Genomic DNA, 25,231 nt, shown 5'->3' on the forward strand with positions numbered 1-25,231 from the left:
TGGAAAACGGAAAAAGATATCATTAAGCTTTCGTAAAATACGTCTCAAGGCTGTTCATCAAGCGCTGACTCCATACTGATGATGCTGCGCTGTTCGGCCACCTTCAGTAAGAATACCAGAAGCTTCTCAAGGACAACCGGCTTATTGAGAATGTCATACGCATGTATTTCTGATAACCTTACCCGAACATCACCCATGATGTCTGCTGTGGAAATAACGATGTGTGTGTCCGGATAGTGTTTGTGGACGAATTCAGAAAGGGCTTGTCCGTCCATACCCGGCATATGCAGGTCGATGAATGCAATGTGATACGCATTGTTCTTCAATAATGATAAAGCCTCCAGGCCATCGTAGGCACAATCGGGGACGATGCCAAAATAAGCCAGTTGTTTTTGGGCCACCATTGCATTAATGGGGTTGTCTTCTACGAGCAATACCCGCAAATCCCCCAATTTATTGGCATAAGTGTCTACGGAATAGCTTATGCTCGGTTGGTCAATTGCCATGTTGCTCTGGGGCAAATCGAAGGCGATATCAAAACGGAATGTCGTGCCTTTTCCCATCGTGCTCTCCATCGAAATATGGCTATTGTGAAGTTCGATAAGTTTCTTGGTAATCGCTAAGCCCAATCCGGTACCGGTATGTTTCCTGGACGCCGGCTGCTGCACCTGCTTGAAACTATCGAAGATAACCTCATGGTACTCCTCGGGGATGCCGATGCCGGTATCTTTGATGGTAAAACGGATGGTCACCTTATGCGCATCACAGGACAATGCTTGCAGGGCAACCGTTACCTTCCCCGCATCCGTGTATTTAAGGGCATTGCTTATCAGGTTGTTTAGTATCTGGTTTATCCGGACGGCATCAGCTATGATTTTTTCTGGTATTCCGGGGTCCACAAAAGTGATCAGGTCGATATTTTTTGACTCAGCCAGTGAGTTGAATTGGTTCGTGATACGCTGCAACAGTTCGAACAAGTTGACTTCGTTTTGCACCAGCTCAACATGGTCACTGTCTATTTTCGTGAGATCAAGGATGTCATTAATAAGTTGCAACAAGTGATCTGCCGAGAAAATCAAATTATCCACATAGGCTTGGTGATCTTGAAAGCGGTTCATTTTTAGTAGGTTGCTTATGCCGATAATACCGTTTAATGGGGTCCGTATTTCGTGGCTCATGACCGATAAGAAGTCAGTCTTTGCCTGTGCAGCCTCTTCCGCTTTGTTTTTGGCTTCCAACAGCGCTTGGGTGGTTTTCATTTGCTCGGTAATGTCCATCGTTGCTCCCCGCAGTTTTACGACGCAGTTGTTTTCAACCACGGGAAAGCCGATGCTCCTCAACCACTTCTTGTCACGGATACGGAAAATAAAATCGTGCGGCTCCTTTTTTTCCAAGGATCGGCGAATATGCTGATCAAAGATGTAATCATAACCCGGGTCGCACAACGTCAGGATATCCTGGTAATTGATGGTGTCATTTTCGCCAATCTCAAAGATCAATTTGGTCTGGTTGGTCCAAAACATCTCTCCCGTCAATACGTCAAATTCCCAGCCACCGGTATTGCTCAGCTTTTGGCTGGATTCCAGTATCTGGTTTGTCCGTTCGAGCAATGCTTTTGTTTGTTTGAGGGCTTGCTCCTGTTTGATGCGGCTTGTGATGTCTTGGATTGTCAGCGCCAGGCGTTGCTGTTCTGCCGGTTGGTTAGTTTTGCTTACCATCGTTACTTTGGCTTTAAACCATTTATCAATGGTGGGATCAATGTGCTTGTATTCGAATTCTTGGGGCTCGCCTGTACGGATGGCCGCCGTAATGGGGGCGGAAAACAAGCTTTCCATGTGGGGAAATACCTCGGCTATGGTTTTACCGATAAATTTTTCCTTAGGTAGAAAAAACAGTGTTTCATCTTTGGCCCAAACATTTATAAACCGCCTTTCGGTATCGATTTCCAATACAATATCTTCAAGGAAGCAATCAACGAGGTAAGGTAGGTGTTCATTTCCCGTTGTCTGTTTTCGGCTTCCTTTAATTTTATATGGGTTAAATGGTCGTCGGTAACATCTTGTACATAACCGATAAGGCATTGGCTTCTATCCTGTTCGTTTTGTATCAGCCGTACATCCATGCGGCAAAAGCGGATGCCGCTTTGGGGGTGGTGTATGCGAAAGCCGAAGGCTACGGTTTGCTTTTGCCCGGTTGTTGCTTCCCTGATGGCGGTGGCGATCACCGGTATGTCCTCGGGTACCAAGACGCTATGCCAGCCTTTGCCCAGGGAGACGCCGACTTCGAGACCAGTGATATCTTCCCATGATTTGCTGACAAAAAGCGCATTGCCGTCCAGATCGAGCTTGAAAAAGCCGAACGGGGCCGCATGGAGTATTTCCTGGAGGTTTTGATCGGTTGTCTGGTCAAAATTTTTCATAGCGTACATAGCGGGGTCGTCCGATAAAGGCAGGCAATAAAGATAGTAATAAAGTAAGAAACCAAAAAGTTTTCTATTTCTTTTTACTTAATATTTTTAAACGACTATGCAGCTATTAGCCAGTCGGTTATAATTTAATGGGTGCGTTGCCTGTGCGCAGGGCTATCCTATTCCGGATTCTGGATCGAAGGGATGGCCTCGGACGGCCGGTTTTATCTGGTTTCCTGCGCTTAAACGAGGTCGGAAGATTGTACGCGGTCCAGTTGATGAGGAGTACACTGATAAGGATAACCGCCAATCCAGTAATTTGGATGCCGGTAATGTGCTCATCTGTAAGCAAAAGGCTTAGCAATACCGCTACGATAGGGTTTACATAAGCATATGTACTCACCTCTGTTGCCGGCCGCACCTTGAGTAACCAGATATACGCGCTGTATGCAATGATGGACCCGAATAGGATAAGGTATGCAATAGCCCACCAGGCTTGAGCGGGGATCTCCTGTGGGCGGAAGGCCTCCGCTTCGCCGCGAACAAATGCCGTGATGGTGAACGCCAGGCCGGCAATCAATAGCTGCCAAGCGGTGCCGACCATGCCATTGGCGGGCGTAGCCTTATCCGGTTTGCCAGTATATTTGGAGTATAATGAGCCAATTGTCCAAGCGATGGCACCGAACATCAACAACAGTAGGCCATTGGTGTTGGTTTTCCGCTCGGCGAGATCTACGGAAAGCGCCACCTGCTCTCCAAAAAGCATGACCACACCAAAGAAGCCCAGAAAAAGGCCAGCGATGGTCGGGAGGTTTGAAAAGTTTTCCTTCCACTTTGGTTTATCCAATAGGATAAACCAGATAGCGGCAGACGCAGCCATAATGGCTACCAGGCCGCTGGCCAGAAACTGCTCCACCCAAATAATGATACCCGTGTCAATGTATAGCAGCAGCAATCCGGTTATGCCAGCGTTCCGTATCACGGACCAATCGAAAATCGGATATTTTTTATAGGCATACCATCCAAGCATGAGCAGACCGGCGGTTGTAAACCGGATAGCGCCCAGCGTGAAAGGTTCGAAACCAGCCAGCGCTTTGTGGATAAAGAAAAAGGTTGAACCCCAAACGAGGTAAACGATGGCAAATGCCAGCGCGACCATGAGCTTAAATTGGTTTTGATTTGTTCCAGTCGTCATTGCTTTTGCTGTCAATTTTGGGGGATAAGTACCTGCTGTTGCTCTTTGACGGTTTCCAACACAATGGTTGTCCGGGTAGAGATGATATTTGGAATTTTAGCAAACGAATTGCGCATTAATTCTACCAGTGCCGAAGCGTCTGCCGTGCGGACCTTTACGAGGTAGCCATCGTCGCCCGCGATATCATGTACTTCCTGCACTTCCGGAATGGCCGCTAAAGCCTGTCCGGTGGTCGCACAGCCGATGCCATCAGCCGCTTTGATAAAAATAAAAGACAACAGCTTTTGGTTGACCGCAGCCGGATTAATTTTGGCGTTGTATTGCAAAATCACCTGTTTCTGCTCCAGTTTTTTCACCCGTTCCAGCACCGCCGAAGGCGCCATGCCGAGTTCGCGTGCGATATCTGCATTGTTGATACGGGCATTTTCCTGCATCAACCGGATAATGGTGAGGTCTACGTGGTCTAACGTGTATGTTGTTTCGCTCATTGTTCTCTACAAATTGTGTTATTTAGAATATTATTCAAAATGTATGCCATATATCGGAATAATATTCAAACCTGTTGATTTGTCAGTTTCGAAAAAAAGAATTTGCTAATATTAACACCGTTAATTAACTTTGCCACGTTAATATTTGTCATGGGAATCAAAGAAAGAAAAGAGCGCCATAAAGAGGATTTGAAAATAAGGATATTGGAGGCGGCAAAGAAGCTATTTGTAAAAGAGGGCTATGAGGCGACGTCTATCCGCAAGATCGCGGCAGAGATAGAGTTCAGTCCTACAACCATTTACTTGTATTATAAAGACAAAACAGATATCGCGTATGCGTTGCATCAAGAGGGGTTTAGTTTATTGCGCGAGCGGCTGGCTGCCTTGGTGTATGTGGACCAGCCGTTTGAGCGGCTGAAAGCCATGGGAAGGGCATACATTCAATTTGCCTTGGATCATCCTGATTTTTATGAGCTTATGTTTATTATGAAGGAGCCGATGAAATATTTGCAGGCCCATCATCCAGAGGAGGAATGGCCAGAGGGTGAGCGCATTTTCGATGGGCTGATAAAAACTGTGGCCGCCTGCCAGGACAGCGGTTATTTCGGGGGAATGGATACTAACGAGGTAGCGATGCTTTCTTGGAGTGTCGTGCATGGCTTATGCTCGTTGCATATTACGAGCCATTTCAAGCATATCGCTGAAAAGTGCGGCAGCTATGCGCTGCCGGCGCATGAGGCGCTACTGGAAAGCGTTTTCCAGGTTTACCTGAGGTCGCTCGAGCGGTTATCGTAATTTTTTTTGTTTATATATAAACACTGTTAATAATGAGAACAGTATTAATTATCTTGATTTGCATTCCGCTGTTTAGCTCGTACAGTGTGCATGCCGTTGCTCAGGACGCGTTAGCGGGCTATGTACAGGAAGGGCTGGCCAGTAACTTGGTACTCAAGCAACGCGATGTCTCGTTGCAGCGGGCCGAATACGGATTGAGGATTGCCAAGAGTATGTTTCTCCCTGCCGTCAACCTCCAGGCCGGCTACCAGACTGCGGATGGCGGTCGCAACATCCCGTTGCCCATCGGAGACATGCTTAATCCCGTATATCGTACGTTGAACCAATTGACGCAATCCAACAACTTTCCTCAAATTGAGAACGAAACCATCAATTTTCTTCCCAGGAATTATTACGATGCGCACATCCGGACCACCTTACCGCTCATCAACACGGATATTGCTTACAACAAACGCATTCAGGAGCAACAGGTGCAGTTGAGTGAGCTGGAGGTGGACATTTATAAACGTGAGTTGGTCAAGGAAATCAAAATCGCCTATTTTAACTACCTGAGTGCCCAGCAGGCCGTCGGTATCTATCGGTCAGCATTAGAGCTGGCCCGGGAAGGGAAACGCACCAATGAACGCCTGGTAGAAAATGGCAAAGGACTCCCAGCTTACGTCCTTCGCTCCAGTGGCGAGGTGGCCGAGGCTGAAGCTAAATTGACCGATGCTGAACTAAAAGCACGGAATGCGCAGCTTTACTTCAACAGTTTACTTAATCGTACAGCAGATTCAGGGATTGATACTGCTTTTAACCATGATGATGCCTTATTGGAGGCAGCAGGTATGCTCCGGCAAGGTACGCTATCGGTGGGCGAACGAGAAGAATTGCTATCGTTGGCTACCGCAATAGGTATACGTGAAACTGTGCTTCGGATGAACAAGCGTTTTGCGGTGCCCAAGCTGAATGCGTTCTTTGACCTGGGCTCGCAATCGGAAGGGTTTCATTTCAATGGGCAGACACGTTATTATATGGCCGGCTTACAATTGGAATTCCCTATTTATAACGGTAATCGGAATAAATACAACATTCAACAGTCACGGCTCGACCTTCAGGATGCCCAATTGCAACTGCAGCAGGTGCAGCAGCAATTGCAGCTTGCCAACTCGGTGGCACATCACAACCTTCAATCGGCCTGGCAGAGCTACCGGTCGTCCAAAAGTCAGCTGGAAGCTGCGCAGGCTTATCAGCGCCTCATCAGTAAGGGGTATCAAGCAGGTTCAAATAGCTATATCGAGACCGTCGATGCGCGCAATCAATACACGTCTGCCCGCATGGCTTTATTAATAAACACGTATCAGGTGCTTTCGGCAGCCGCTGCGCTCGAACGTGAAAATGCAAATTATCCGCTTATCCAATAAATTGAACAATCAAAAGAGATAGAAATGAACAAGTTCGGGAATATCAGTGTCGTGTTGGGCCTCTTGCTGAGTGCGGGGGCATGCGGGCACCGCAAACAGCAAGAAAGCTTGCCGGGTACGGAAGTCATCCCTGTCGTCGTGGTGCCGCTTGCATCACGGGATACGGTACAGTCGGTAAGCGCTACGGGCGTATTTACCACGGATGACGAGACCGTACTTTCATTCAAGAACGGCGGCGTCATTCAGCACATCCAGGTGAAGGAAGGGGATGCATTCAAGCGTGGCCAGTTACTTGCTTCGCTGGAGCCTACGGAAATAAACACCGCGGTGAAGCAGTCACAACTTGCGCTGGAAAAGGCCGAGCGCGATTACAAACGCGCTCGGCAGCTTTACCTCGATAGTGTAGCAACATTGGAGCAATTGGAAAACACGCAAACAGCGCTTGAGGTGGCCAGGCAGGATGCGGAACGTGCGACTTACAACCTGGGGCATACCAGCATCCGGGCGACATTCGATGGTTATGTGTTGCAACGCCCTGTCAATCCAGGGCAGATAGTTGGGCCCGGTACACCCGTGTTGGTCGTCAGTGGCACGGGACGTAGTGGATGGTTGCTCAAGGTCGGTGTCAGCGATAGGCAGTGGGCGGCCATCCGTGTGGGCGATAGCGCTACGGTATATAGCGGTGCTATTGCGGATGGGGCAATGCGAGCGGTGGTATTGCGCAAATCCGAGGGCATCGATCAGCAATCAGGAACGTTCACCGTCTATCTGAAGCTTTTGGATAAGCAGCTGCCTGCCTTGGCTTCAGGCATGTTCGGTAAAGCGGAAATCCGGCTGGCCGGTAAAAAGGACGCCTGGTTCATTCCATACGAAGCACTTTTGGATGGTGATGCCGGAACGGGTTATGTCTTTGTGACCGACGACGGTAAAACGGCCAAGCGGGTGCAGGTGCAGATAGGTGATATCCAACGTGATCACGTGATGATTACGGGCGGGCTGGAAGATGCGCAATCGCTTATCGTTTCGGGGAGTCCCTATTTGCGCGACGGTTCAACGATCACGGTAAAGTAAGATGACATGGATTTAATCAGATATCCCATAAAAAATTATCAGTTTACGCTAATCATGGTGTTGATGGTCATCGCTATCGGTGTGAGCAGTATCCTGACCATGCCCCGGGCTGAGGACCCCGAGATGCAACCACCTAATTTCCCTGTGGTGGTCATTTATCCAGGCACCAATCCGAAGGATATGGAGCAATTGGTCGTAAAACCCATGGAAACCCGGATCTACGACCTCGACAATATTAAGCGTATACGTACCACAATCCTGAATGGGCTGGCCGTACTTTTCGTCGAGTACGAACACGGTGTTGATTACGATGATAAATACCAAGAGCTTATTCGGGAAGTCAGCGCATTGCGTCCGCAATTGCCTGATGAGCTATACAGCATTGATGTACAGAAAATCGATCCTACGGGCGTAAATGTTTTGCAAGTTGCATTAATCTCTGAGAATGCGTCACGCAAAGTGATGAAGGATGTTTCCGACGATCTGAAAGAGGCGCTGGAGAAGGTGAAGGCCTTGAAGGATGTGAAAGTAAGCGGCCTGTCTGACCAGATAATAAGGGTGGATGTTGAGCCGGCGCGGCTCGCACAGCTAGGTATCCCGCTCAATCGGGTCATGCAAGCTATCCAAAGCGAAGGGGCTAACATTCCTGGAGGAAGTATATTGGCTGGAGGCAAAGTGTTTAGCATCAAGACCAGCGGCAACTACCAAAGTATTGAGAGCATCAAAAACACCATCATCTCCAGTGCGGAGGGAAAAAACACGCTGTTGAGGGATGTTGCGGCCGTGTATGCCGATTTTGCGCCGGAGACACATATTACGCGTCTCAATGGCCATCGGGCCGTATTTGTGAATGCGGCGCAAAAGGCCGGGGAAAACATTAGCCGGACACAGGAAGCGTATCTGAAGGTGCTCGATCAATTCAAAGCGCGCTTGCCGGACAATATCGACATGGTGTTGCATTTCGACCAAGGTGAAAACGTCAATAAACGGCTCAGTGGCTTGGGGATTGACTTCCTCATTGCAGTCACGCTGGTGCTTATCACGCTGTTGCCCTTGGGTATGCGTGCGTCGCTCGTGGTGATGATTGCTGTACCGCTGTCGTTATCCATGGGGGTCATTGTTCTCAATGCGCTGGGTTATTCATTGAACCAGCTGAGTATCGTCGGCTTCGTGGTGGCGTTGGGTTTGGTCGTAGATGATAGCATTGTGGTGGTCGAAAACATCGAGCGGTGGATGCGCGAAGGGTTTTCGCGTGTGGAGGCAGCCATCAAGGGCACCCATCAGATTGCGCTGGCAGTAGTCGGCTGTACAGTGACCTTGGCGATAGCCTTTATGCCCCTGATGTTTATGCCTGAGACGGCGGGCGATTTTATCCGTAGCTTACCGATGGCGGTCATCGGTTCGGTCATCGCTTCCATGTTGGTGGCCTTGCTGGTGGTGCCTTTTCTGTCGAGCCGGTTACTAAAGCCGCATGAAAATCCCGACGGAAACGCCGTGCTTCGCTGGCTCCAGCGCGCTATCCATAGCACGTATGCGGTATTGCTCGATAAGGCGCTGAAGCGCCCGTGGCAGACGGTCGCAGTGGCCGTTTTGATTTTTGCTGGCGCATTGGCACTTATTCCTGTGGTCGGTTTCAGTTTGTTTCCGTCTTCAGAAAAACCTCAGTTTCTAGTCCGTATCAATGCGCCGTTGCAGGCTAATATCTATGTGACAGATAGCATTACGCGCCAGTTGGAAGCTGAGCTTGCGGAGATGTCTGAGGTGCAATACTTCGCGTCCAACGTCGGTAAAGGGAATCCCCGGATCTATTATAATGTGGAGCAAGCCAACGAACGAGCAGATTTCGCTGAGCTGTTTGTGCAGTTGCAGGCGGATACCTCCCCAAAGGAGAAGGAAGCATTCATTGAGCAACTGCGGCAGCGTTGGACGCCTTATCTGGGCGCGAAGGTAGAGGTGAAGAATTTTGAGCAGGGGGTTCCTGTGATATCCCCGGTGGAAGTGCGTCTGTTTGGTGAGAACTTAGATACGCTGAAACGTTTAGCTGCGCAGGTGGAAACGATGATGGAGCGCACGCCAGGTGCATTGTATGTGAATAATCCTATACGAAACGATAAGACAGATATCCAGGTGGATATTCATCGGGATAAGGCGTTGGCCCTGGGGGTACCGAGTGCAAATATTGATCGGACGGTTCGTCTGATGTTGGCGGGATATGACGTGACTACCTATACCGATCCGGAGTCGGATGACGACGATTACCTGGTACGGTTGAGTATGCCTCGCGGCTCTTATCCGGATCTGACGGTGTTTGATCGGATTTATGTAGACAACGTAGCGGGTGTAGCCGTGCCGTTTAGCCAATTGGCTACGCTGAAACTGGTGCCTTCGCCACCTGCCATCTACCATATTGACCGGGAACGCACCGTATCGGTCAATTGTTTTGTAGCAAGTGGTTATACGAATGACGAAGTTATCCAAGACGTTGTCCGCCAAATGGACGAGATGTCTTTACCCATGGGATACCACTATGAGATGGGCGGTGAGGTGGAAAGCCGAGAGCAATCGTTCGGGGGCTTTGGAACGGTCATTCTGATTACAGTATTTATGTTTATTGCTGTGCTGGTATTAGAGTTTAAGACCTTGCAGAGTACCGTGATCGTTCTGTCGGTGATCCCGCTGGGAATTGTTGGTGCTGTGTTGGCCCTGCTGGTTACAGGCAATACGCTTTCCTTTGTGGCTACGGTAGGTTTGGTGGCGCTGGCGGGTATTGAAGTGAAAAACACGATATTACTGGTTGACTTCACCAACCAGCTCCGCCGGGAAGGTATGGAGCTTAACGAGGCGATTGAGAAAGCGGGGGAGATGCGGTTTTTGCCGATTATCCTGACTTCGTTGACAGCAATAGGTGGTTTATTACCGATTGCATGGTCAAGTAATCCACTGATTTCGCCATTGGCTATTGTCATGATTGGCGGACTGATTAGCTCAACGTTGCTGTCGCGTGTCGTTACGCCGATTGTTTATAAGCTGATGCCGCCAAAGGTATAAACGCAAACTGCCCGGCCTCTTGTGTGCCGGGCAGTCCTGCATTGGTCATTTATCTTTTTTTATTTGTCCGGTGCGTACGCCACCTGCATTAGGCAGCCCTTGTGCCCGTTTTTGCTTTTTTGAATCGGCGAATGCTTTGTCCGCAGTTGAGCTGCCCATTTCGCCTTTGCGGCTTTTGTCTTGTGTGCCAGTTACATTTTTTTCCTTCATGGTACCCCTCCATTTGTTTTGTTACCTTCAATAACAACCGAAGCGGTAGCATTGTTCTTTCCCATGAAGTAAAAAATCATTCTTGTTTCCCGCTGTCAGGCTCTTCGGCTTTTCTTTCTATCTCTTCCTTCATTTTCCGCTCCTTGGCCTCCAGCAAGTCCCGCAGGTTCCATCGTTTCAGGAGAATCTTGGTCGAATACCGCTTGAGGTGGTATTTTTCCGGCTCACCGATCAGGAATCCGAAAGCATTCATGGAAGGGATGGCATCGAACAACACCTTGATGGTCGCCGTTATGGGCAGTGCGAGAATCAATCCGGCCAAACCGAACAGCATGCCACCCAATAGAATGGATATGATAGCCATCAACGGGTTGATGCTGACTTTTCCACCCACGATGTTGGGGGTAATGACGTTGCCTTCCAAAAATTGCACCACCTGAAACCAGGCGATGACACCAATGGCATACCAAGAGCTGTCTTTGGTGGCCAATGCAAAAAGGGCGGGCAAGATTGACCCGATAGCGATACCAATGTAAGGTAGCAGCATGAGTAGCGAAGCCAGCGTGCCGAAAAACCAAGCGTACTGGATACCCATGAGCAATAGCCCCACCGTATTTAAAATAGCTACGATGCCCATCACGGTGACAAGCCCCAGCAAGTAGCTTTGTACGACCGTGTAAATTTTGTTGAGTGTATTGTGGACGCGTTCCTGCGGTGTGGATTTAAATGCGCGGAAGAAGAACTCACGGAAGAAAACCCGATAATACAACAGGAAGAACGAAAACAGGGGAACCAGCACCGCTCCCGCGAGCAAGTTGCCAATAGAACCAAAGGCTGCGGTGATATGGGAGGCTGCATTAGATAAAAACTGGTTGGCTTGGCCCCGTAACCTTTCGGCGACCTCCGTGGGTTCAAGGCCGAAACGGTCATGCAGCCATCGTTGTATCGTGTCAAAAATGGAAAGGAATTTTGATTGGATTTCGGTGCCATCCCTGCCGATGACGATGACTTGATGGATGATAAACCAGATCAAACCGGAGATAATTGCGATAGCCAATATGACGGCGAGCAGTGCCGAAAAAGCCTTGCCGAAGCGCAAGCGCTCCAGGAAACGTGCTACTGGGTACAGTGAAATGGCGATCAGGATGGAAAACATCAGTGGCACCAGCACGCTTTGCAATGCATACATGAGCGCGATGATAAGGGCCAGCGCAAACAGCGTTGCCGCCAGCTCCAGGGCATAGGGTCGTTTGGTGGGTGTTTCCTGCATAGTATAACGTTCTTTATGCCTTTCTCAAAGATAAGCAAAATTTTTGCGATCAAGACGTTAGCGTGAAATCAATTTGGCGCTTGGCCAAATCCACTTTTTTCACCCGGATACGCACCTCATCGCCCAACTGATACCTTTTTTTCTTTCGCTGGCCGATGATGGCGTAGTTCTTTTCATCAAGGGCATAAAAGTCGTCCGTGATATCGCGCAATCGTACCATACCTTCACATTTGTTTTCCTCAATCTCTACATACATACCCCATTCGGTTACGCCGGAGACGATACCCAGATACTCTTCGCCCACTTGGTCCTGCAGGAATTCAGCCTGCTTGTATTTTATCGAAGCCCGCTCGGCATCCGCTGCTTTTTTTTCCATCTGTGAAGAATGCTCGCAGAATTTCTCATAGGCTTCGGCGTTGGCCGATTTGCCTCCTGCAAGGTAATGTTCCAGCAACCGGTGCACCATGACATCGGGATAACGCCGGATAGGGGAGGTAAAATGGGTGTAATAATCAAACGCCAAACCATAATGACTGGTTTTTTTTGTCGTATAAATGGCCTTGGCCATGGAGCGGATGGCCAGGGTGGTCAGCACATTTTGTTCCTTTGTGCCTTCAATGCGCTCCATCAGGGCGTTGAGCGAACGGGCGGTCTCCCGGTCGGACTTGGTATTGAGCTTGTAGCCGAAGCGTGCGGCAAATTGCGCGAAGCCGGCAATGGTCTCTGCGTTGGGCGCATCATGTACGCGGTAAACGAATGTCTTTTTTGTCTTTCCTTTACCTTGCTTACCGATGAATTCGGCAACGCGCTTGTTGGCCAGTAGCATAAAATCTTCGATGAGTTTATGGGCGTCTTTGCGTTCTTTGGTATATACGCCAAGCGGCTTACCGTTTTCGTCGAGGTGGAACTTGACTTCGGTGGTTTCAAAGCTGATGGCGCCATGCTTAAATTTGCGGTCGCGCAACATGTAAGCCAGCTCATTAAGTGTAAGAAGTTCCTGGGCAAATTCGCCCGCCTTGTTGTCGAGTATTTCCTGGGCTTCTTCGTAGCTAAACCGCCGGTCGGAATGGATAATCGCTTTGCCGAACCACTCATTGATGACGTTGGCATTTTTGTCCATCTCGAATACGGCAGAGAAGACGAGCCGATCTTCGTGCGGTCGTAGCGAACATAGGTCGTTAGAAAGGCGTTCGGGAAGCATCGGAATAACGCGGTCTACCAGGTACACCGATGTGCCCCGTTCGAACGCTTCCTTGTCGAGTGCGGTGTCCGGCCGTACAAAATGGGTGACATCAGCGATGTGTATCCCGATTTCGTAATGGCCGTTGGGCAACTGCTGGAACGAAAGGGCATCGTCAAAGTCTTTGGCATCGGCGGGGTCGATAGTGAACGTAGTGACGGGGCGGAAATCACGTCGCTTGGCGATTTCATCTGCCGATATTTCCAAAGGGAAGGCTGCCGCATCCCGTTCGACGGCTTCTGGAAATGCCAATGGAAAGCCAAAATCGGCAAGAATGGCATTCATCTCCGTGTTGTTCTCGCCTTTTTTGCCGAGGACGTGTCTGACCCGGCCGACCGGGTTTTTGCTATCCTGGGGCCATTCGGTTATCGTCACCACGACCTTTTCTCCATCTTGCGCGCCGTTGAGATCGGCTAATGGCACGAAGATATCATTGAGCATCTTTCGGTCGTCAGCAACAAAAAAGGCAAACCGGGGCGATATCGTGATGGTGCCTGTGAATTCCGTGCGGGCACGTTCGAGTATTTCCACGACTTCCCCCTCTTTGCGCTTGCCCCGGCGCTTTTCATAGGCGTGTACTTTGACGCGGTCGCCGTGCAGGGCTTGCCGGAGTTTACGTGGTGCAATATAAACATCGTCTTCGAACTCGTCTTCGGGTACAATGTAGGCTGAACCATCCGCCGTCATATCAACACGGCCTATGACAAAGGCTTTTAGTTCTTTCAGTATATATTTTCCTTTTTCGATCTCCTTGAATAGGCCGATGTGGGCTTCCTCTTGCAGGATGTCGCGTATGGCGTTGCGCGATTCCGGATCAGCCAGGTTGAGTTTCGCGGCTACCTGCTTATAGTTCATCGGCTTATTGCCGGACTTTTCGATCACATCCGAAATCAGTTGCGTGAGGATATGTTTGAATGCGTTGTTTTTTTTGTTTGACATAGTTGAGTATTGGTACGTAAGATTTGAAACATCAAATAGGAACCACCAGATAATTTATTCCGCAAAACTAATATCGTCCGGCTCAATCAATGGCTCGCCGCGCAATCTCCGCAAGATTTGTGCCGTGGTGATAACGTCCTTTTCACAGTAGACACGGATACGTTCTAAATTGTTTTCTTTGTAATACACCTCGTAGACGTCTTCGCCGCTAATGTCGTCCTTGGGCGTAGGTATCCCCAGGACCGCCGCAATCAAGTTGAGAGACACGTTATTGCGGAAATCCCCGAAACGCCACAGTTCCATGGTATCTAAATGGTTGACTTCCCACGGTTTTTTGCCCGATACATCGAGTTGCGGCGGAAGCCCAAGCCCATTGATGATTGTTCTCTTGCAGATGTAAGGAAAATCGAAAGATTTGCCATTATGCCCACAAAGCACGAGGCTTGCCGGCTGTCTGCGGAGCAGTGTGGAAAAGCCAGTCAGTAATTCTCTTTCATCGGCTTGGGCAAACGACTTCACGCGAAACCCCATCCGGCTGTTCCGTTGGTAGAATATGCCGACAGACAGGCAGATTATTTTTCCGAATTCTGCATGTAGTCCGGCGGTGTGGTAGACGTCGGCAGCAGACTCTCCGTCTTGCAATATGTTTTTTACTTTGTGACACCACAATTCTTGGAAATGAGGTGTTAACGCGTCATATGAAGCGTATTGAGGCACGGTTTCGATATCCAGTACCAACACTTGCTGTAGGTCCAAAAGTTCTAGCATATTATTTCGTTAAAATTTCGAATCGGTGACTAATGCGTGCGCCGGTGTTATCAACCAATGTGATGCGGTGTATTCCCGCAGGCACATCAAGCGCAAGCTGATGAAATGTCTCCGTTTCGCCCACAAATGTTTCATCAAGATGCCAATATATTTTGCTGCCTTTGCTGCGATGTGCGGCACTAAAGATGACCTGACCGCGCTGGCCGTCAATTTCTAAAGGTATGTAAATTCTCGCGTCATTTTTGGGGTAAATCATTTCCATGACCAAATCTTCCGTGTGGGCCGCGCAATCGCTGGCAAAAGGAGGTAGTTCGCGGTAATTGGCGTGCCTTGACTTATAATAGAACTCCATGGCCGGAGGTAGTACAAACCAGGAGGTGGTTATCATATCCCCCGGGGCGGCACAGTCGGCGGTCACCCGTCGTGTGCCGCCCTTATTCGTGTGCACAAGTTGATGGTAAGGACAAACGGACGAGCGGTGGCCCGGTGCAGGGATGTAGATGGTATCGGGTTTAGGGCAGTCTTGCCCCGCGAGGTGACCGCTTTCGCGACATACAGCGGTCTGCACCATCCGGTCTAATGGCACTTCAAACCAACCTTGGTGAGGCAGCAACCCGAAAATTTCAAATAAGATTGGGGCAGCGGTCTCAATACCGGTCAGGCCGGGCCGTCCCTCGCCATCGGCATTGCCTACCCATACGCATACCACATGGCCGGGTGTAAGTCCTATGGCCCATCCATCGCGGAAGCCAAAGCTTGTGCCGGTTTTCCAAGCTATTTTCTTCGATGAGGTGAATTGCTCCCATAGCGCTTCCTCGCCAGGGCGCATTACTTCGTTCATCGCCTGGAAAGTGAAATATAACGAAGCGTGGTCAATCAGCGATGCTCGATCCCTGCCGTCGCCAGGCGGTCTATGGGTGTTTTTCTGATAGCTTGGGGCGTGATAATCGGCCGGGCTGTATCCACCATCATGGCGTCGATAATGGTTCAACGTACGAGCCATGCTGGCATATGTTCCCGCAAGCTGCCACATAGTCACCTCGCATCCCCCCAGAATCATGGATAGCCCATAGAAATCGGCCGGTCTGTTAAGCGTGCCGATACCTGCTTGGCGAAGAAAAGGCTGAAAGCGCTGGTATTTGTACTGTTGCAACATCTTCACTGCCGGAATGTTGAGTGACCGGCTTAACGCGCGGGAAGCCGGAAGGGCACCGTCATAGCCCAGATCATAATTTTGTGGCGTATAACCGCCGATTTGCGTGGGGATGTCCGGGATCAACGTATGGGGCAGGATCAGCCCGTCGGTAAGCATTGCCGCGTAGAGCAAGGGCTTCAGTGTGCTGCCGGGACTACGAAGTGCGGTTATCATATCTACATGGCTTTCGGCCTCGACGTTTTGCGGAGTATGTACATTGCCCACGTAAGCCAATGCGTTGCCAGTCTCGACGTTCAGCACGAGTGCTGCAGCATTGAGGATACCGTTGGCGCTCAGGCTGCGATGATGGCGATCAATAATATCGGCTATTTGCTGTTGCAAATTGGCTTTGAGTGACGTTTCGAGGCGTGTGGTGCCGGTACCGAGCTGGCGATATTCCTTCCTGAACCGATCCAAAAGGTGAGGAGCCAATCGCGGGAGGGGGCGCGGTTTGTCCGGTAGCGGTTCCAACTTGGCTAATGCTGCGGTAGCACTGTCGAGGGTGCCTTGCGCGGACAGTTTATCCAGCAGTGCATTGCGCTTGGCAAGTAGCAGCTGCCGATTGCGTCCTGGATGGATGAGCGATGGAGCGTTGGGCAGTACGGCTAGCATCGCGGCTTCTGCCCATGAAAGCTGTTGTGATGCACGGCCGAAATATCGCCAGGAAGCGGCGTCCAACCCGACCACATTACTGCCGAAAGGGGCATTTGCGCAATACATCCGAAGGATAGCCGTCTTGCTGTAACTGACTTCCAGCCGGAACGCCAGAAACGCTTCAATGCATTTTTGCCAAACCGTCCGCGGTTTGTTTCTGCTCATTCGGATAACCTGCATACTAATGGTGCTGCCTCCGCTAACCACGCGCCTGCCTGTCGTATTTTGCCACCCAGCGCGTAGCAACGCGAGAGGATCGATGCCTGGATGGAAATAAAAACGTTTGTCCTCAAAGGCGATGATGCACTCGATGAATTTTTCCGAAATGGTATCCGCTATCGGAAAACGCCATTGGCCGTCTTCCGCTATCGACGCACCTAAAAGAGCACCGGCTTCGTCCACGACCACAAACGAGGTAGGGGTACGGAAAAGTGGTTTGGGCAACGAGAAATAGAAAACGACAGTCATTAAAACGACCAACGTCAGGACCAACGCCCCTTTCGGCGTTTTACCAAAGCCAGTGAAACGCTTTGCCCATGTTTGCACCCCCGTCATCATTTTGCTAAAGTACAAAATATCATGACACCTTGGCAAGCTATGGTTTTGGATTTTGCTAAAAATACATGAATGTATATTTTGTTCATGTAATTATATTATCAATTTGAATATCTGATATTTAAAAATGATTTTGCTAAAGCTTTACTTAATTCTATGGCTATATTGTTAGCAAATTCAAGCGTGGGCGGCAACTGATAGGGAGCGGGGTTGGTAAATGATTGTTTGCTAAAATGGCCGACATGTATAACTAAGTTATATTGCTGTTATAACGAGTTGTTTCATAGGTTTTTATGTATTAATTAGCTATTCTTTTAGTGATGGTTTTGTGGTCTGTTTTAGCTGCTGTCCTGTTGCTGTTTGACGGGGAAACGGCAATCTGCAGAGGAAAGGAGGGTTATTTGCTGGCTGATTTGCATTGGGCGCATAACCCCACTGCGTTAATGCCTACGGACGTCAGTTGGTAACCTTCAGGAAGGCTGATTTTAGGCAGCTTGATTTCGTCTAAGCAATATATGCTATTGCAAGCCGAGCAGATAAAATGCACATGCTCATCATGGTGGTGGTGCTCGTCGCAGTCTGTTGAACAAAGCGCATAAGTGGCTGTACCGTGCAGGTCAAATATTTTATGCAGGATGCCTTTTTCTTCGAACGTGGCAAGCACCCGGTACAGTGTCACACGGTCTACCGCGTCGCCCAGTAATTTTTCAAGTTCCGGCTGGGATATAGCGGTGTCTTTGTCGGAAACAATTTGAAGTACACTGAGGCGGGGTTGCGTTACTTTCAGTTTGTTTTGGCGGAGCAAGCGGACGAACTTTTCGTCGGCGATGCCCTGTTCTCTTCCTGTTGCTGTCAACATCACATGCTTGCTGAAGCACCCATGGCCGGACCATGGGTGCTTAAAAGATCAATACAACTGTTACTTTCCGGCTGCGGCTTTAGCGTGGTCAGCCAAAAATTGGGCGAGGCCGTTGTCGGTAAGCGGATGTTTGAGCAGACCCAATATGGCTGATAATGGCCCTGTCATGACATCAGCTCCGATTTTTGCGCATTCCACAATATGCATGACATGGCGTATGGAGGCTGCCAATATTTGTGTTTCGTATCCATAGTTGTCATATATCAACCGGATGTCTTCTATCAGCGACAATCCGTCCGTTGATATATCGTCGAGGCGGCCAAGGAACGGGGATACATACGTAGCTCCCGCTTTTGCGGCAAGCAGTGCTTGTCCGGCGGAAAACACCAGTGTGCAATTGGTCTTGATGCCGCTGCTTGTAAAATACTTAATGGCTTTTATACCTTCCTTAATCATGGGTACTTTCACGACGATCTTATCGTTTAATTTGGCTAAAGCTTCCCCTTCTTTCACAATATTATCGAAATCAGTGGAAATCACCTCTGCGCTGACATCCCCGTCTACAATATCGCAAATGGCTTTGTAGTGGTTGATGATATTTTCCTCGCCTGTGATGCCTTCTTTGGCCATTAGGCTTGGATTGGTCGTTACCCCGTCCAACACGCCCAAATCTTGCGCTTCTTTGATTTGTTGTAGATTGGCGGTATCAATAAAAAATTTCATGTCTGAATGATAAAGAAGTTAAAATGAAACAGTGAATTTCAGCATGTAAAAATAACGATAATGTGGCAAAAAGCGAAATATTTAAGTAGTTTAGATTGAAGGCGGTAGCCGCGCGTGGTATGACTTTTGTGCGAGTATGGAGGTGAATCTCTTCCGAGCGCTCAGACATCGCAATTACCGGTTACATTTTACAGGACAGGCCATTTCCCTGATGGGTACGTGGATGCAGCGAATCGCTGTCAGTTGGTTGGTGTACCGGCTTACTGAGTCGGCCTTTATTCTAGGGTTGGTATCCTTTGCGGCGCTTATTCCATCGCTGGTATTGTCACCGTTTATCGGAAGTTTCGTGGATAGGCATCAAAAATATCGCATCGTGGTAATTACGCAGTGTGGTTTGATGCTTCAGGCCGGTGCACTGGCCCTGATGGTGTTTTTGGGATATTATAGCGTTTGGTGGATTGGAGTGCTTAGTTTAATTCAGGGTGTAATTAACACGTTTGATGTAACTGCTCGACAGTCTCTTATGGTCGAATTGGTGGACGATAAGGCCGATTTGCCTAATGCGATTGCTCTTAATTCTTCGGCATTCAATGCTGCGCGGATGCTCGGGCCGGCGTTAGGGGGTGTTTTACTAAGTACCTACGGCGAGGCAGTTTGCTTCGGGGTCAATTTTGTAAGCTTTATTGCGGTGATCGGTTCGCTATTATCCATGAGACTAACGACGAAGCCGATAGAAGCCAGGCAGGCTAGCACTTGGAATGGCTTTAAGGAGGGCTTTATTTACTTAAAGCATTCGCCACATATACTGTCCCTTATATTATTGCTGACAGCGTCCAGTATGTTAATCATCCCGTACACAACATTGCTGCCGGTAATCGCAAGGGAAATGTTTGATGGTGATGCGACCACATTCAGCTGGTTCGAGAGCGCGGCGGGTTTGGGAGCGATGGCAGGAGCTGTTTATATGGCTCGGACGCCGATGGGCGTTAACCTGCGCTTCCGTGTAATGAAGGCTTCGGGATTATTCGCGCTTGGTATTTTGGCGCTCTCATTTGCCTCTTGGCTACCTCTTGCGTTGGTAAGCACGTTGCTTGCTTCCATGGGAATGATGGTGCAGAATTCGAGTATCAATACCTATATCCAGACGCATGCCATGCCAGCATACCGGGCGCGTGCTATCAGCTACTACATCATGGCTTTCCAAGGTGTTTTTCCGCTGGGGAGCCTGTTTATCGGTGCGCTCGCCCAGGTTTGGGGCATTCATTATACTTTGCTCTTCCAAGGGGTAGCTGGATCGCTCATCGCTATGGGCTTCGTTATCTACATCTGGCAACACATCAACCGGAAGTACGTGCCTGTTTAAGCCATATCTCCGGCTATCAGCCACGGATAAATCAATGACTGATGCCGTGATATCAGATGTTACCTATCCCAGAATGCCGGCGGCTCGATGCCCAACGCGCGAAGGTAGACGTAGCCTTGCCCCCGGTGATGAATTTCATTGTCGATAAAGTAACACAGGTGCCACCAAACTTGGCCTTCCCACTGGCCGTAGGCGTTATCGATCTCCTGTAGCCGAAAAGGGGCAACTTGCGGCCATATACCGTTGATGTATGCTGTACTCCAATCCCATAGATTGAGGATGCCAGCTTTTGTTTGCGGGCTTGTGTCTATTGTTTCCGCGCCGCGTAAGTCATGTAATTCCTTCCATTCACCGGTCGCGATACCATGGGCGCCGGTGGCCCCCATACTGTTCAGCTCCATCGCTAATTCAGCAAATGTACGCATGCCGCCAATGGTGTACGATAAGAGTTGGTCTTCTGGAAAAGCGTCGATAACTTTCCGGGTAAGGCTTCGGTGCCCCTGCCAATGAGCCAGTAACTGCGAAAGCGTGATAGTGGTTTCCTGTTGTAATGATTCCATTGCAATTTATTTTTGATTACCGTAACAAAGAAAACAGGCCTCGCTGACAGCCCTATGGCAGCCGGCTATTGCATAAAGTTTTTTTAGTCTGCTGCTTGGTGGTGAGTTTATGCTATGTAGAAAGCCCCCAGCATCTCTTATTAGGTAGCTTTGTATTGGCAAGATCGGGTACATTGTTTGGGAAGTGACGGACAGGGGGCGATACAATTTCAGTTTTCATCAAGTACAGTTGGGGGTCGGTTGTCCGGGTTTCCATATATGACTCGGATGTTTTTCTGCGTAGCTGTAAATGAGTTGCATCATGTAATGGTTGCTATCGTAGCGGGTGAGGCACGCTTTCATATCCACTGCATCACATATGTCGGCCTGACGACTTACATAGCCCATGCCATAAAGATGCCCGTTTTCGACCCAGATGCAACTTAGTTCATCTGGTTCACGGCCTTTATCAAAAACAGCGAAAGTGGGCAAGTGCTGGTTGAGGTGTTCAATTGCCGACAGGACACGTTGATTGTACTCCATTTGTGGGACGTCCAACAAAGCGTCGCTTGGAAGGGCTGAGGTCGCTTTAAATGGAACGGAATCGGATGGCTGTATCCCGAAGATACAACGATGGGGGTGAAGGTCAAATTGCCGGATTAATCGATGGAGTAAGTTAAAGGCATCCAGTTGCCTGTGGAATAGCTGGATATGTTGGTGGTGCTTGGCATGCTTTCCAACGGCAAGGCGAAGGTACCCCCCTTGATCTTGGTAAGTATATAAAGCATACTTCGGTTCAAAGCGTTTCAGCGCACGGTTGTAAACAGGCCACAGCCGCTTGATTTCGATCGCTTCGAGGAGCAGCGCGAGTAGTTCAGTGCCGCACCGCTCGTATGTAACGGAATGGATATGGCGCAAAAAATGTTGGCGTTGACGGTTGGGGTTGTGTCCGCTGAAATGCTGCGCTACCCGGTTGCGTATATTCCGTGCTTTACCTACATAGATGACCTGGCCGCCCTGATCCCTGAAATGATAGACGCCCGGAGCAGTGGGGAGGCTGTCGAATTGTTCCTTCGGAAGGTTAGGAGGCAACTGTTGATGTTTGGATGTTTTCTTCAACATTTCGGGAATGATTCCATCGACATCCAGTGTCATCAACTGGGTAAATAAGATGGCTGTGGCCTGGGCGTCGCCTCCCGCCCGGTGACGGCTATTTATAGGGATGCCCATTGCATCGCATAACCGCCCCAAGCTATAAGATAGGAAGCCCGGTTTGATTTTTCGACTTATACGTACTGTGCACAACTTAGGTGCTGAAAGGTGAAACCCGGCTATTTCGAGGTGATGCCTCAAGAATGAATAGTCGAAATTGACGTTGTGCGCCACGAAAACACGGCCATCAAGTAGCTGATAAATGCGGCTTGCCAATTTATCAAATGTCGGGCTATCGGCAACCATCTCATTGGTGATGCCTGTTAAGGCTTGGATGGACAATGGTATAGGACACTGGGGGTTGATGAGCGACTCAAACCGTTCAACTATCTCTTGTCCATCATGAATGAGAATGGCAATTTCCGTGATGCCGCTTCCGGACGCATATCCTCCGGTGGTCTCAATATCCACGATGGCGTATTCGGTATGTGCAGACGGGCGCCCCATACCGGCAAATATACTAAAATAATTAGTGGTTCGCCAAAATTGATGAGGCAGAAATACCAGAAGGTATCAGACAACAAACTGACTTTGCCCGGTATACCACAGGTACCATTCGACAAAATGTTTGACCCCGATATCGACAGGCGTTTGGGGTTTGTAGCCGAAGGTATCTGCCAACTTACTGACATCAGCCCAGGTCGTTTCTACATCCCCCGGTTGCATAGGCAACAGTTCTTTAACGGCCTTTTTGCCCGTATGCTTTTCGATGGCCTCAATAAAGTCGAGGAGCTTCACGGATTTGCTATTGCCAATATTATACACCGCGTTTTTTGGCAAGTCCATCGCATGATTCTTGTTGTTTAACACGAGCTTTATTCCACCCACGATATCATCAATGTAAGTGAAATCGCGAGCTAAGTTACCGTTGTTGAATACCTTAAGCGGCTTGCCTTTGAGAATAGCATCAACGAAGAGAAACATGGCCATGTCGGGTCTGCCCCACGGGCCGTATACGGTAAAGAAGCGTAGTCCGGTGGTCTTTAATCCATAAAGGTGGCTGTAACTGTATGCAGCGAGTTCATTGCTCCTTTTGGTAGCTGCGTATAAGCTCACGGGCTGGTCCACACGATCAGCTTCGCTGAACGGTATTTTATTGTTCAGTCCGTATATCGATGAGCTGGACGCATAAATAAGATGCCCGACGTTGTAGTGTCTGCAACATTCCAAGATATTGATGAAGCCGATGAGGTTGGAGTGTGTATACGCCTGTGGATTCTCGAGCGAATAACGTACGCCCACCTGCGCAGCCATGTGCAGCACGGCATCGAAATGCTGGTTGCGGAAAAGCGGCTCGAGCTGCTCCATGCCCGCGATGTCTGCTTTCACGAAATGATAGTTTTCATGGGTCTCGCTTTGGACCAGCTGGTCAGCCGGAAGATCGACTTGGCGGATTCCGCAGGAAGCCAATCGCGCATATTTGAGTTTGACATCGTAATAATCATTGATGTTATCGAGCCCAACCACACGATGTCCTTCATCAAGGAGCATACGCACCAAGTGAAAACCAATGAAACCTGCAGCTCCGGTAACTAATACATTCATTTCTGTTGATTTTGGGGTTACATCACCTTGACCAATATATAGCGGCTCAATTGCTCGCTTCTTGTCTCCGCGTTGAGGAAAGCCGGCTTCAACCGGGTAATCCGGTAATGGGAAGCTTCAGCTACGGTTTCATACGATCGTCCGGCAGCTTTCCACTGTTCCATATCCGGAGCTGATATAAAAAGGTATTTTGCCGTTGCTTGGATGGCGGCGTCCATGGGAATTCGCTCAATATTGGTTTGTGTATAAAAGTCCAGCGTCCAGTTCGTGTAGTGATCAGGCATGACAATGTCTTTCGGCTCGATTCCCTGTTCCCGAATTTGTTTGGCGATCTGTAAACCGGCTTGATACTGTGTTAGTTGGGGGTAGAATTGCGTATTTAAGAAAATATTAAGCATGGCGGCAAAATATATGCCTATTGCAACGATACGTGATGTAAGGGCCTTGTTCGACCAGACGGAGCGTGCGAGAAGCACGCCTGCGCCCGCCACCAGTAGAAGGCCGCCAACGCTTGGAACGCCAAACGCGAAGCCAGTTAGATAGAACATCAGTGCAAGCCCAATGCCGATCAACAGGTATTCGGCCAGCAAATAGATTTTAGTTGTCCGCACTGCAGGCTGTTTGCCCAATTGGAATAGGTAAGAGGCCGTGAGGATGCTGATAATCGGAATAAGGCTGTTGAGGTAGTGAGGCAACTTGAACTTCGAAAAACTGAAAATCAACATAATCATCCAAAACCCGCCAACGGTAAGGAACTCGCATCCATTGGATTTGGAAAATCTGCTTTTGATAAAATACCATGTCCGACTAAAGACGCCGCCATACAACGGCACAGAAAATGGTATGAACACCCATAGCAGGCTATGAAAGAAAAAAAGGTAATCAGGGCTGTTGGCCCCGAAATCTTCGCCACTGAACCGTTTGAAACTTTGATCCCAAAGGATGAAGCGCACACCAGAAACGCCATATTCGCCACGTACAAGCATTTCGGGATGCAGATCGAACTGCTGGTAATATGCATAAAGGACGGGCGTTATCCCCACAACAAAGGACATGAGCCCCAAAAGCACTTTCCAGCGAAAGAACTGGCCCCACTCACGGCTATACAACAGATAAGCGAACACGCACACGCCAATAATACCCACACCGACCATCCCCTTTGCACCCAGCGCCATTGCTGCCCCTAATCCGCCAAACAGGATGTGTACGCTTGCTCCGTTTTTTATATAGGCGACGACGTGGTAAACACCAAAGATGACTGCGCCGGTAAGTATTGCGTCTGTACGGACGTCATGCGCTGAAAGTACAATGGTCTGTGCCGACAAGAACATCAAAGCTGCTACATGAGCCATCGCGCGGTCGCGGTACAGCATGTGTGTGAGTTTATAAGTGCATGCCGCTGCCATGGCAAGAAACAGAAAGGCCGGAATGCGGTACGCGATATGGTTAATGCCAAATAGTTTCATTGACCAGGCGGCCAGCCAGAAATGGAGGTGTGGTTTGTCGAGATATGGTTCATTTCCCTTGTAGATATGGAAATAGTCGTTATTCAACGCCATGCGCATAGCCATGGAGGCGTGTTGCGCTGCGTCGTTTTCCATCAATGGGACAAATAACCCCAAAAAATAAGCAACCGAAAGGGCGACATAAAGGACGATGAAATCCTTATCTGATAATTGCGTGCTCATTACTTGCATTAAATCAATAAATTTGCGCCCGTATAGGTGCAATTGGAGGCGCAAAAATAAACAA

Annotated in this window: 19 protein-coding genes and 1 pseudogene; 5 read left to right on the forward strand and 15 right to left on the reverse strand. The window is 49.1% G+C overall.

What is annotated here, in order from left to right:
* Positions 1 to 44: 44 nt before the first annotated feature.
* The 4 genes and pseudogenes from B5X72_RS03915 to B5X72_RS03930 all read right to left on the reverse strand — a co-directional run bounded on the left by B5X72_RS03915 (position 45) and on the right by B5X72_RS03930 (position 4,090).
* Positions 45 to 1,949: an ATP-binding protein gene (locus tag B5X72_RS03915; RefSeq protein WP_176146089.1), complete on the reverse strand. Its 1,905-nt coding sequence runs from the start codon at positions 1,947 to 1,949 to the stop codon at positions 45 to 47.
* Entirely contained in the window at positions 1,919 to 2,419 is a 501-nt protein-coding gene (locus B5X72_RS03920) for a PAS domain S-box protein (RefSeq protein ID WP_217698090.1), read from the reverse strand. Before B5X72_RS03920 ends, B5X72_RS03915 begins: the two co-directional genes overlap by 31 nt.
* Positions 2,420 to 2,693: 274 nt before the next feature.
* Positions 2,694 to 3,602, reverse strand: a pseudogene (locus B5X72_RS03925) (EamA family transporter); the annotation flags it as partial.
* 11 nt (positions 3,603 to 3,613) lie between these two features.
* Positions 3,614 to 4,090, reverse strand: a complete 477-nt coding sequence (locus tag B5X72_RS03930; RefSeq protein ID WP_079715543.1) for an Lrp/AsnC family transcriptional regulator — start codon at positions 4,088 to 4,090, stop codon at positions 3,614 to 3,616.
* Positions 4,091 to 4,240: 150 nt separating this feature from the next.
* Between B5X72_RS03930 and B5X72_RS03935 the strand changes: the two genes are divergently transcribed.
* From B5X72_RS03935 to B5X72_RS03950, 4 genes are read left to right on the forward strand one after another with little or no spacing between them, the layout of a single operon-like run.
* Positions 4,241 to 4,885, forward strand: a complete 645-nt coding sequence (locus B5X72_RS03935; protein WP_079715544.1) for a TetR/AcrR family transcriptional regulator — start codon at positions 4,241 to 4,243, stop codon at positions 4,883 to 4,885.
* A 32-nt stretch (positions 4,886 to 4,917) separates the two neighbouring features.
* Complete coding sequence (locus tag B5X72_RS03940; protein ID WP_079715545.1) at positions 4,918 to 6,288, forward strand: TolC family protein; 1,371 nt, start codon at positions 4,918 to 4,920, stop codon at positions 6,286 to 6,288.
* Positions 6,289 to 6,312: 24 nt separating this feature from the next.
* Positions 6,313 to 7,359 (forward strand): efflux RND transporter periplasmic adaptor subunit, encoded by a 1,047-nt coding sequence (locus tag B5X72_RS03945; protein WP_233632723.1) that lies wholly within the window; start codon positions 6,313 to 6,315, stop codon positions 7,357 to 7,359.
* 6 nt (positions 7,360 to 7,365) lie between these two features.
* Positions 7,366 to 10,407, forward strand: a complete 3,042-nt coding sequence (locus B5X72_RS03950; protein ID WP_079715547.1) for an efflux RND transporter permease subunit — start codon at positions 7,366 to 7,368, stop codon at positions 10,405 to 10,407.
* A gap of 45 nt (positions 10,408 to 10,452) precedes the next feature.
* Here B5X72_RS03950 and B5X72_RS20730 read toward each other — a convergent pair whose 3' ends face one another.
* From B5X72_RS20730 to fsa, 7 genes are all read right to left on the reverse strand, one after another.
* Positions 10,453 to 10,617, reverse strand: a complete 165-nt coding sequence (locus B5X72_RS20730) for a hypothetical protein (RefSeq protein WP_176146090.1) — start codon at positions 10,615 to 10,617, stop codon at positions 10,453 to 10,455.
* Positions 10,618 to 10,693: 76 nt separating this feature from the next.
* On the reverse strand, positions 10,694 to 11,887 hold the full coding sequence (locus B5X72_RS03955; RefSeq protein WP_079715548.1) for an AI-2E family transporter: 1,194 nt from the start codon (positions 11,885 to 11,887) through the stop codon (positions 10,694 to 10,696).
* A gap of 49 nt (positions 11,888 to 11,936) precedes the next feature.
* The gene (rnr, locus tag B5X72_RS03960; protein WP_079715549.1) at positions 11,937 to 14,066 is read right to left on the reverse strand and encodes a ribonuclease R; all 2,130 of its coding nucleotides are present in this window, start codon (positions 14,064 to 14,066) and stop codon (positions 11,937 to 11,939) included.
* Between the two features lie 54 nt (positions 14,067 to 14,120).
* Positions 14,121 to 14,834 carry a 3'-5' exonuclease gene (locus B5X72_RS03965; protein WP_079715550.1) on the reverse strand — a complete coding sequence of 238 codons (714 nt, stop codon included), beginning with the start codon at positions 14,832 to 14,834 and terminating at the stop codon, positions 14,121 to 14,123.
* A 1-nt stretch (position 14,835) separates the two neighbouring features.
* Positions 14,836 to 17,241 (reverse strand): penicillin-binding protein 1C, encoded by a 2,406-nt coding sequence (gene pbpC, locus B5X72_RS03970; RefSeq protein WP_079715551.1) that lies wholly within the window; start codon positions 17,239 to 17,241, stop codon positions 14,836 to 14,838.
* A 394-nt stretch (positions 17,242 to 17,635) separates the two neighbouring features.
* Positions 17,636 to 18,097 (reverse strand): Fur family transcriptional regulator, encoded by a 462-nt coding sequence (locus B5X72_RS03975; RefSeq protein ID WP_079715552.1) that lies wholly within the window; start codon positions 18,095 to 18,097, stop codon positions 17,636 to 17,638.
* Positions 18,098 to 18,157: 60 nt separating this feature from the next.
* Positions 18,158 to 18,820 carry a fructose-6-phosphate aldolase gene (gene fsa, locus B5X72_RS03980; RefSeq protein ID WP_079715553.1) on the reverse strand — a complete coding sequence of 221 codons (663 nt, stop codon included), beginning with the start codon at positions 18,818 to 18,820 and terminating at the stop codon, positions 18,158 to 18,160.
* 136 nt (positions 18,821 to 18,956) lie between these two features.
* Between fsa and B5X72_RS03985 the strand changes: the two genes are divergently transcribed.
* Positions 18,957 to 20,183, forward strand: coding sequence for an MFS transporter (locus B5X72_RS03985; protein ID WP_233632722.1), 1,227 nt, complete (start codon positions 18,957 to 18,959; stop codon positions 20,181 to 20,183).
* Between the two features lie 59 nt (positions 20,184 to 20,242).
* Here B5X72_RS03985 and B5X72_RS03990 read toward each other — a convergent pair whose 3' ends face one another.
* The 4 genes from B5X72_RS03990 to B5X72_RS04005 all read right to left on the reverse strand — a co-directional run bounded on the left by B5X72_RS03990 (position 20,243) and on the right by B5X72_RS04005 (position 25,167).
* Positions 20,243 to 20,743 (reverse strand): DinB family protein, encoded by a 501-nt coding sequence (locus B5X72_RS03990; RefSeq protein WP_079715554.1) that lies wholly within the window; start codon positions 20,741 to 20,743, stop codon positions 20,243 to 20,245.
* Positions 20,744 to 20,962: 219 nt separating this feature from the next.
* Positions 20,963 to 22,381 carry an exonuclease domain-containing protein gene (locus B5X72_RS03995; RefSeq protein WP_079715555.1) on the reverse strand — a complete coding sequence of 473 codons (1,419 nt, stop codon included), beginning with the start codon at positions 22,379 to 22,381 and terminating at the stop codon, positions 20,963 to 20,965.
* Between the two features lie 66 nt (positions 22,382 to 22,447).
* On the reverse strand, positions 22,448 to 23,479 hold the full coding sequence (locus tag B5X72_RS04000) for an NAD-dependent epimerase (RefSeq protein ID WP_079715556.1): 1,032 nt from the start codon (positions 23,477 to 23,479) through the stop codon (positions 22,448 to 22,450).
* Positions 23,480 to 23,496: 17 nt separating this feature from the next.
* On the reverse strand, positions 23,497 to 25,167 hold the full coding sequence (locus tag B5X72_RS04005; protein ID WP_176146091.1) for an ArnT family glycosyltransferase: 1,671 nt from the start codon (positions 25,165 to 25,167) through the stop codon (positions 23,497 to 23,499).
* Between the last annotated feature and the right edge of the window lie 64 nt (positions 25,168 to 25,231).

Origin of the sequence: Parapedobacter luteus (genome assembly GCF_900168055.1) — a bacterium.
Taxonomy (GTDB): domain Bacteria; phylum Bacteroidota; class Bacteroidia; order Sphingobacteriales; family Sphingobacteriaceae; genus Parapedobacter; species Parapedobacter luteus.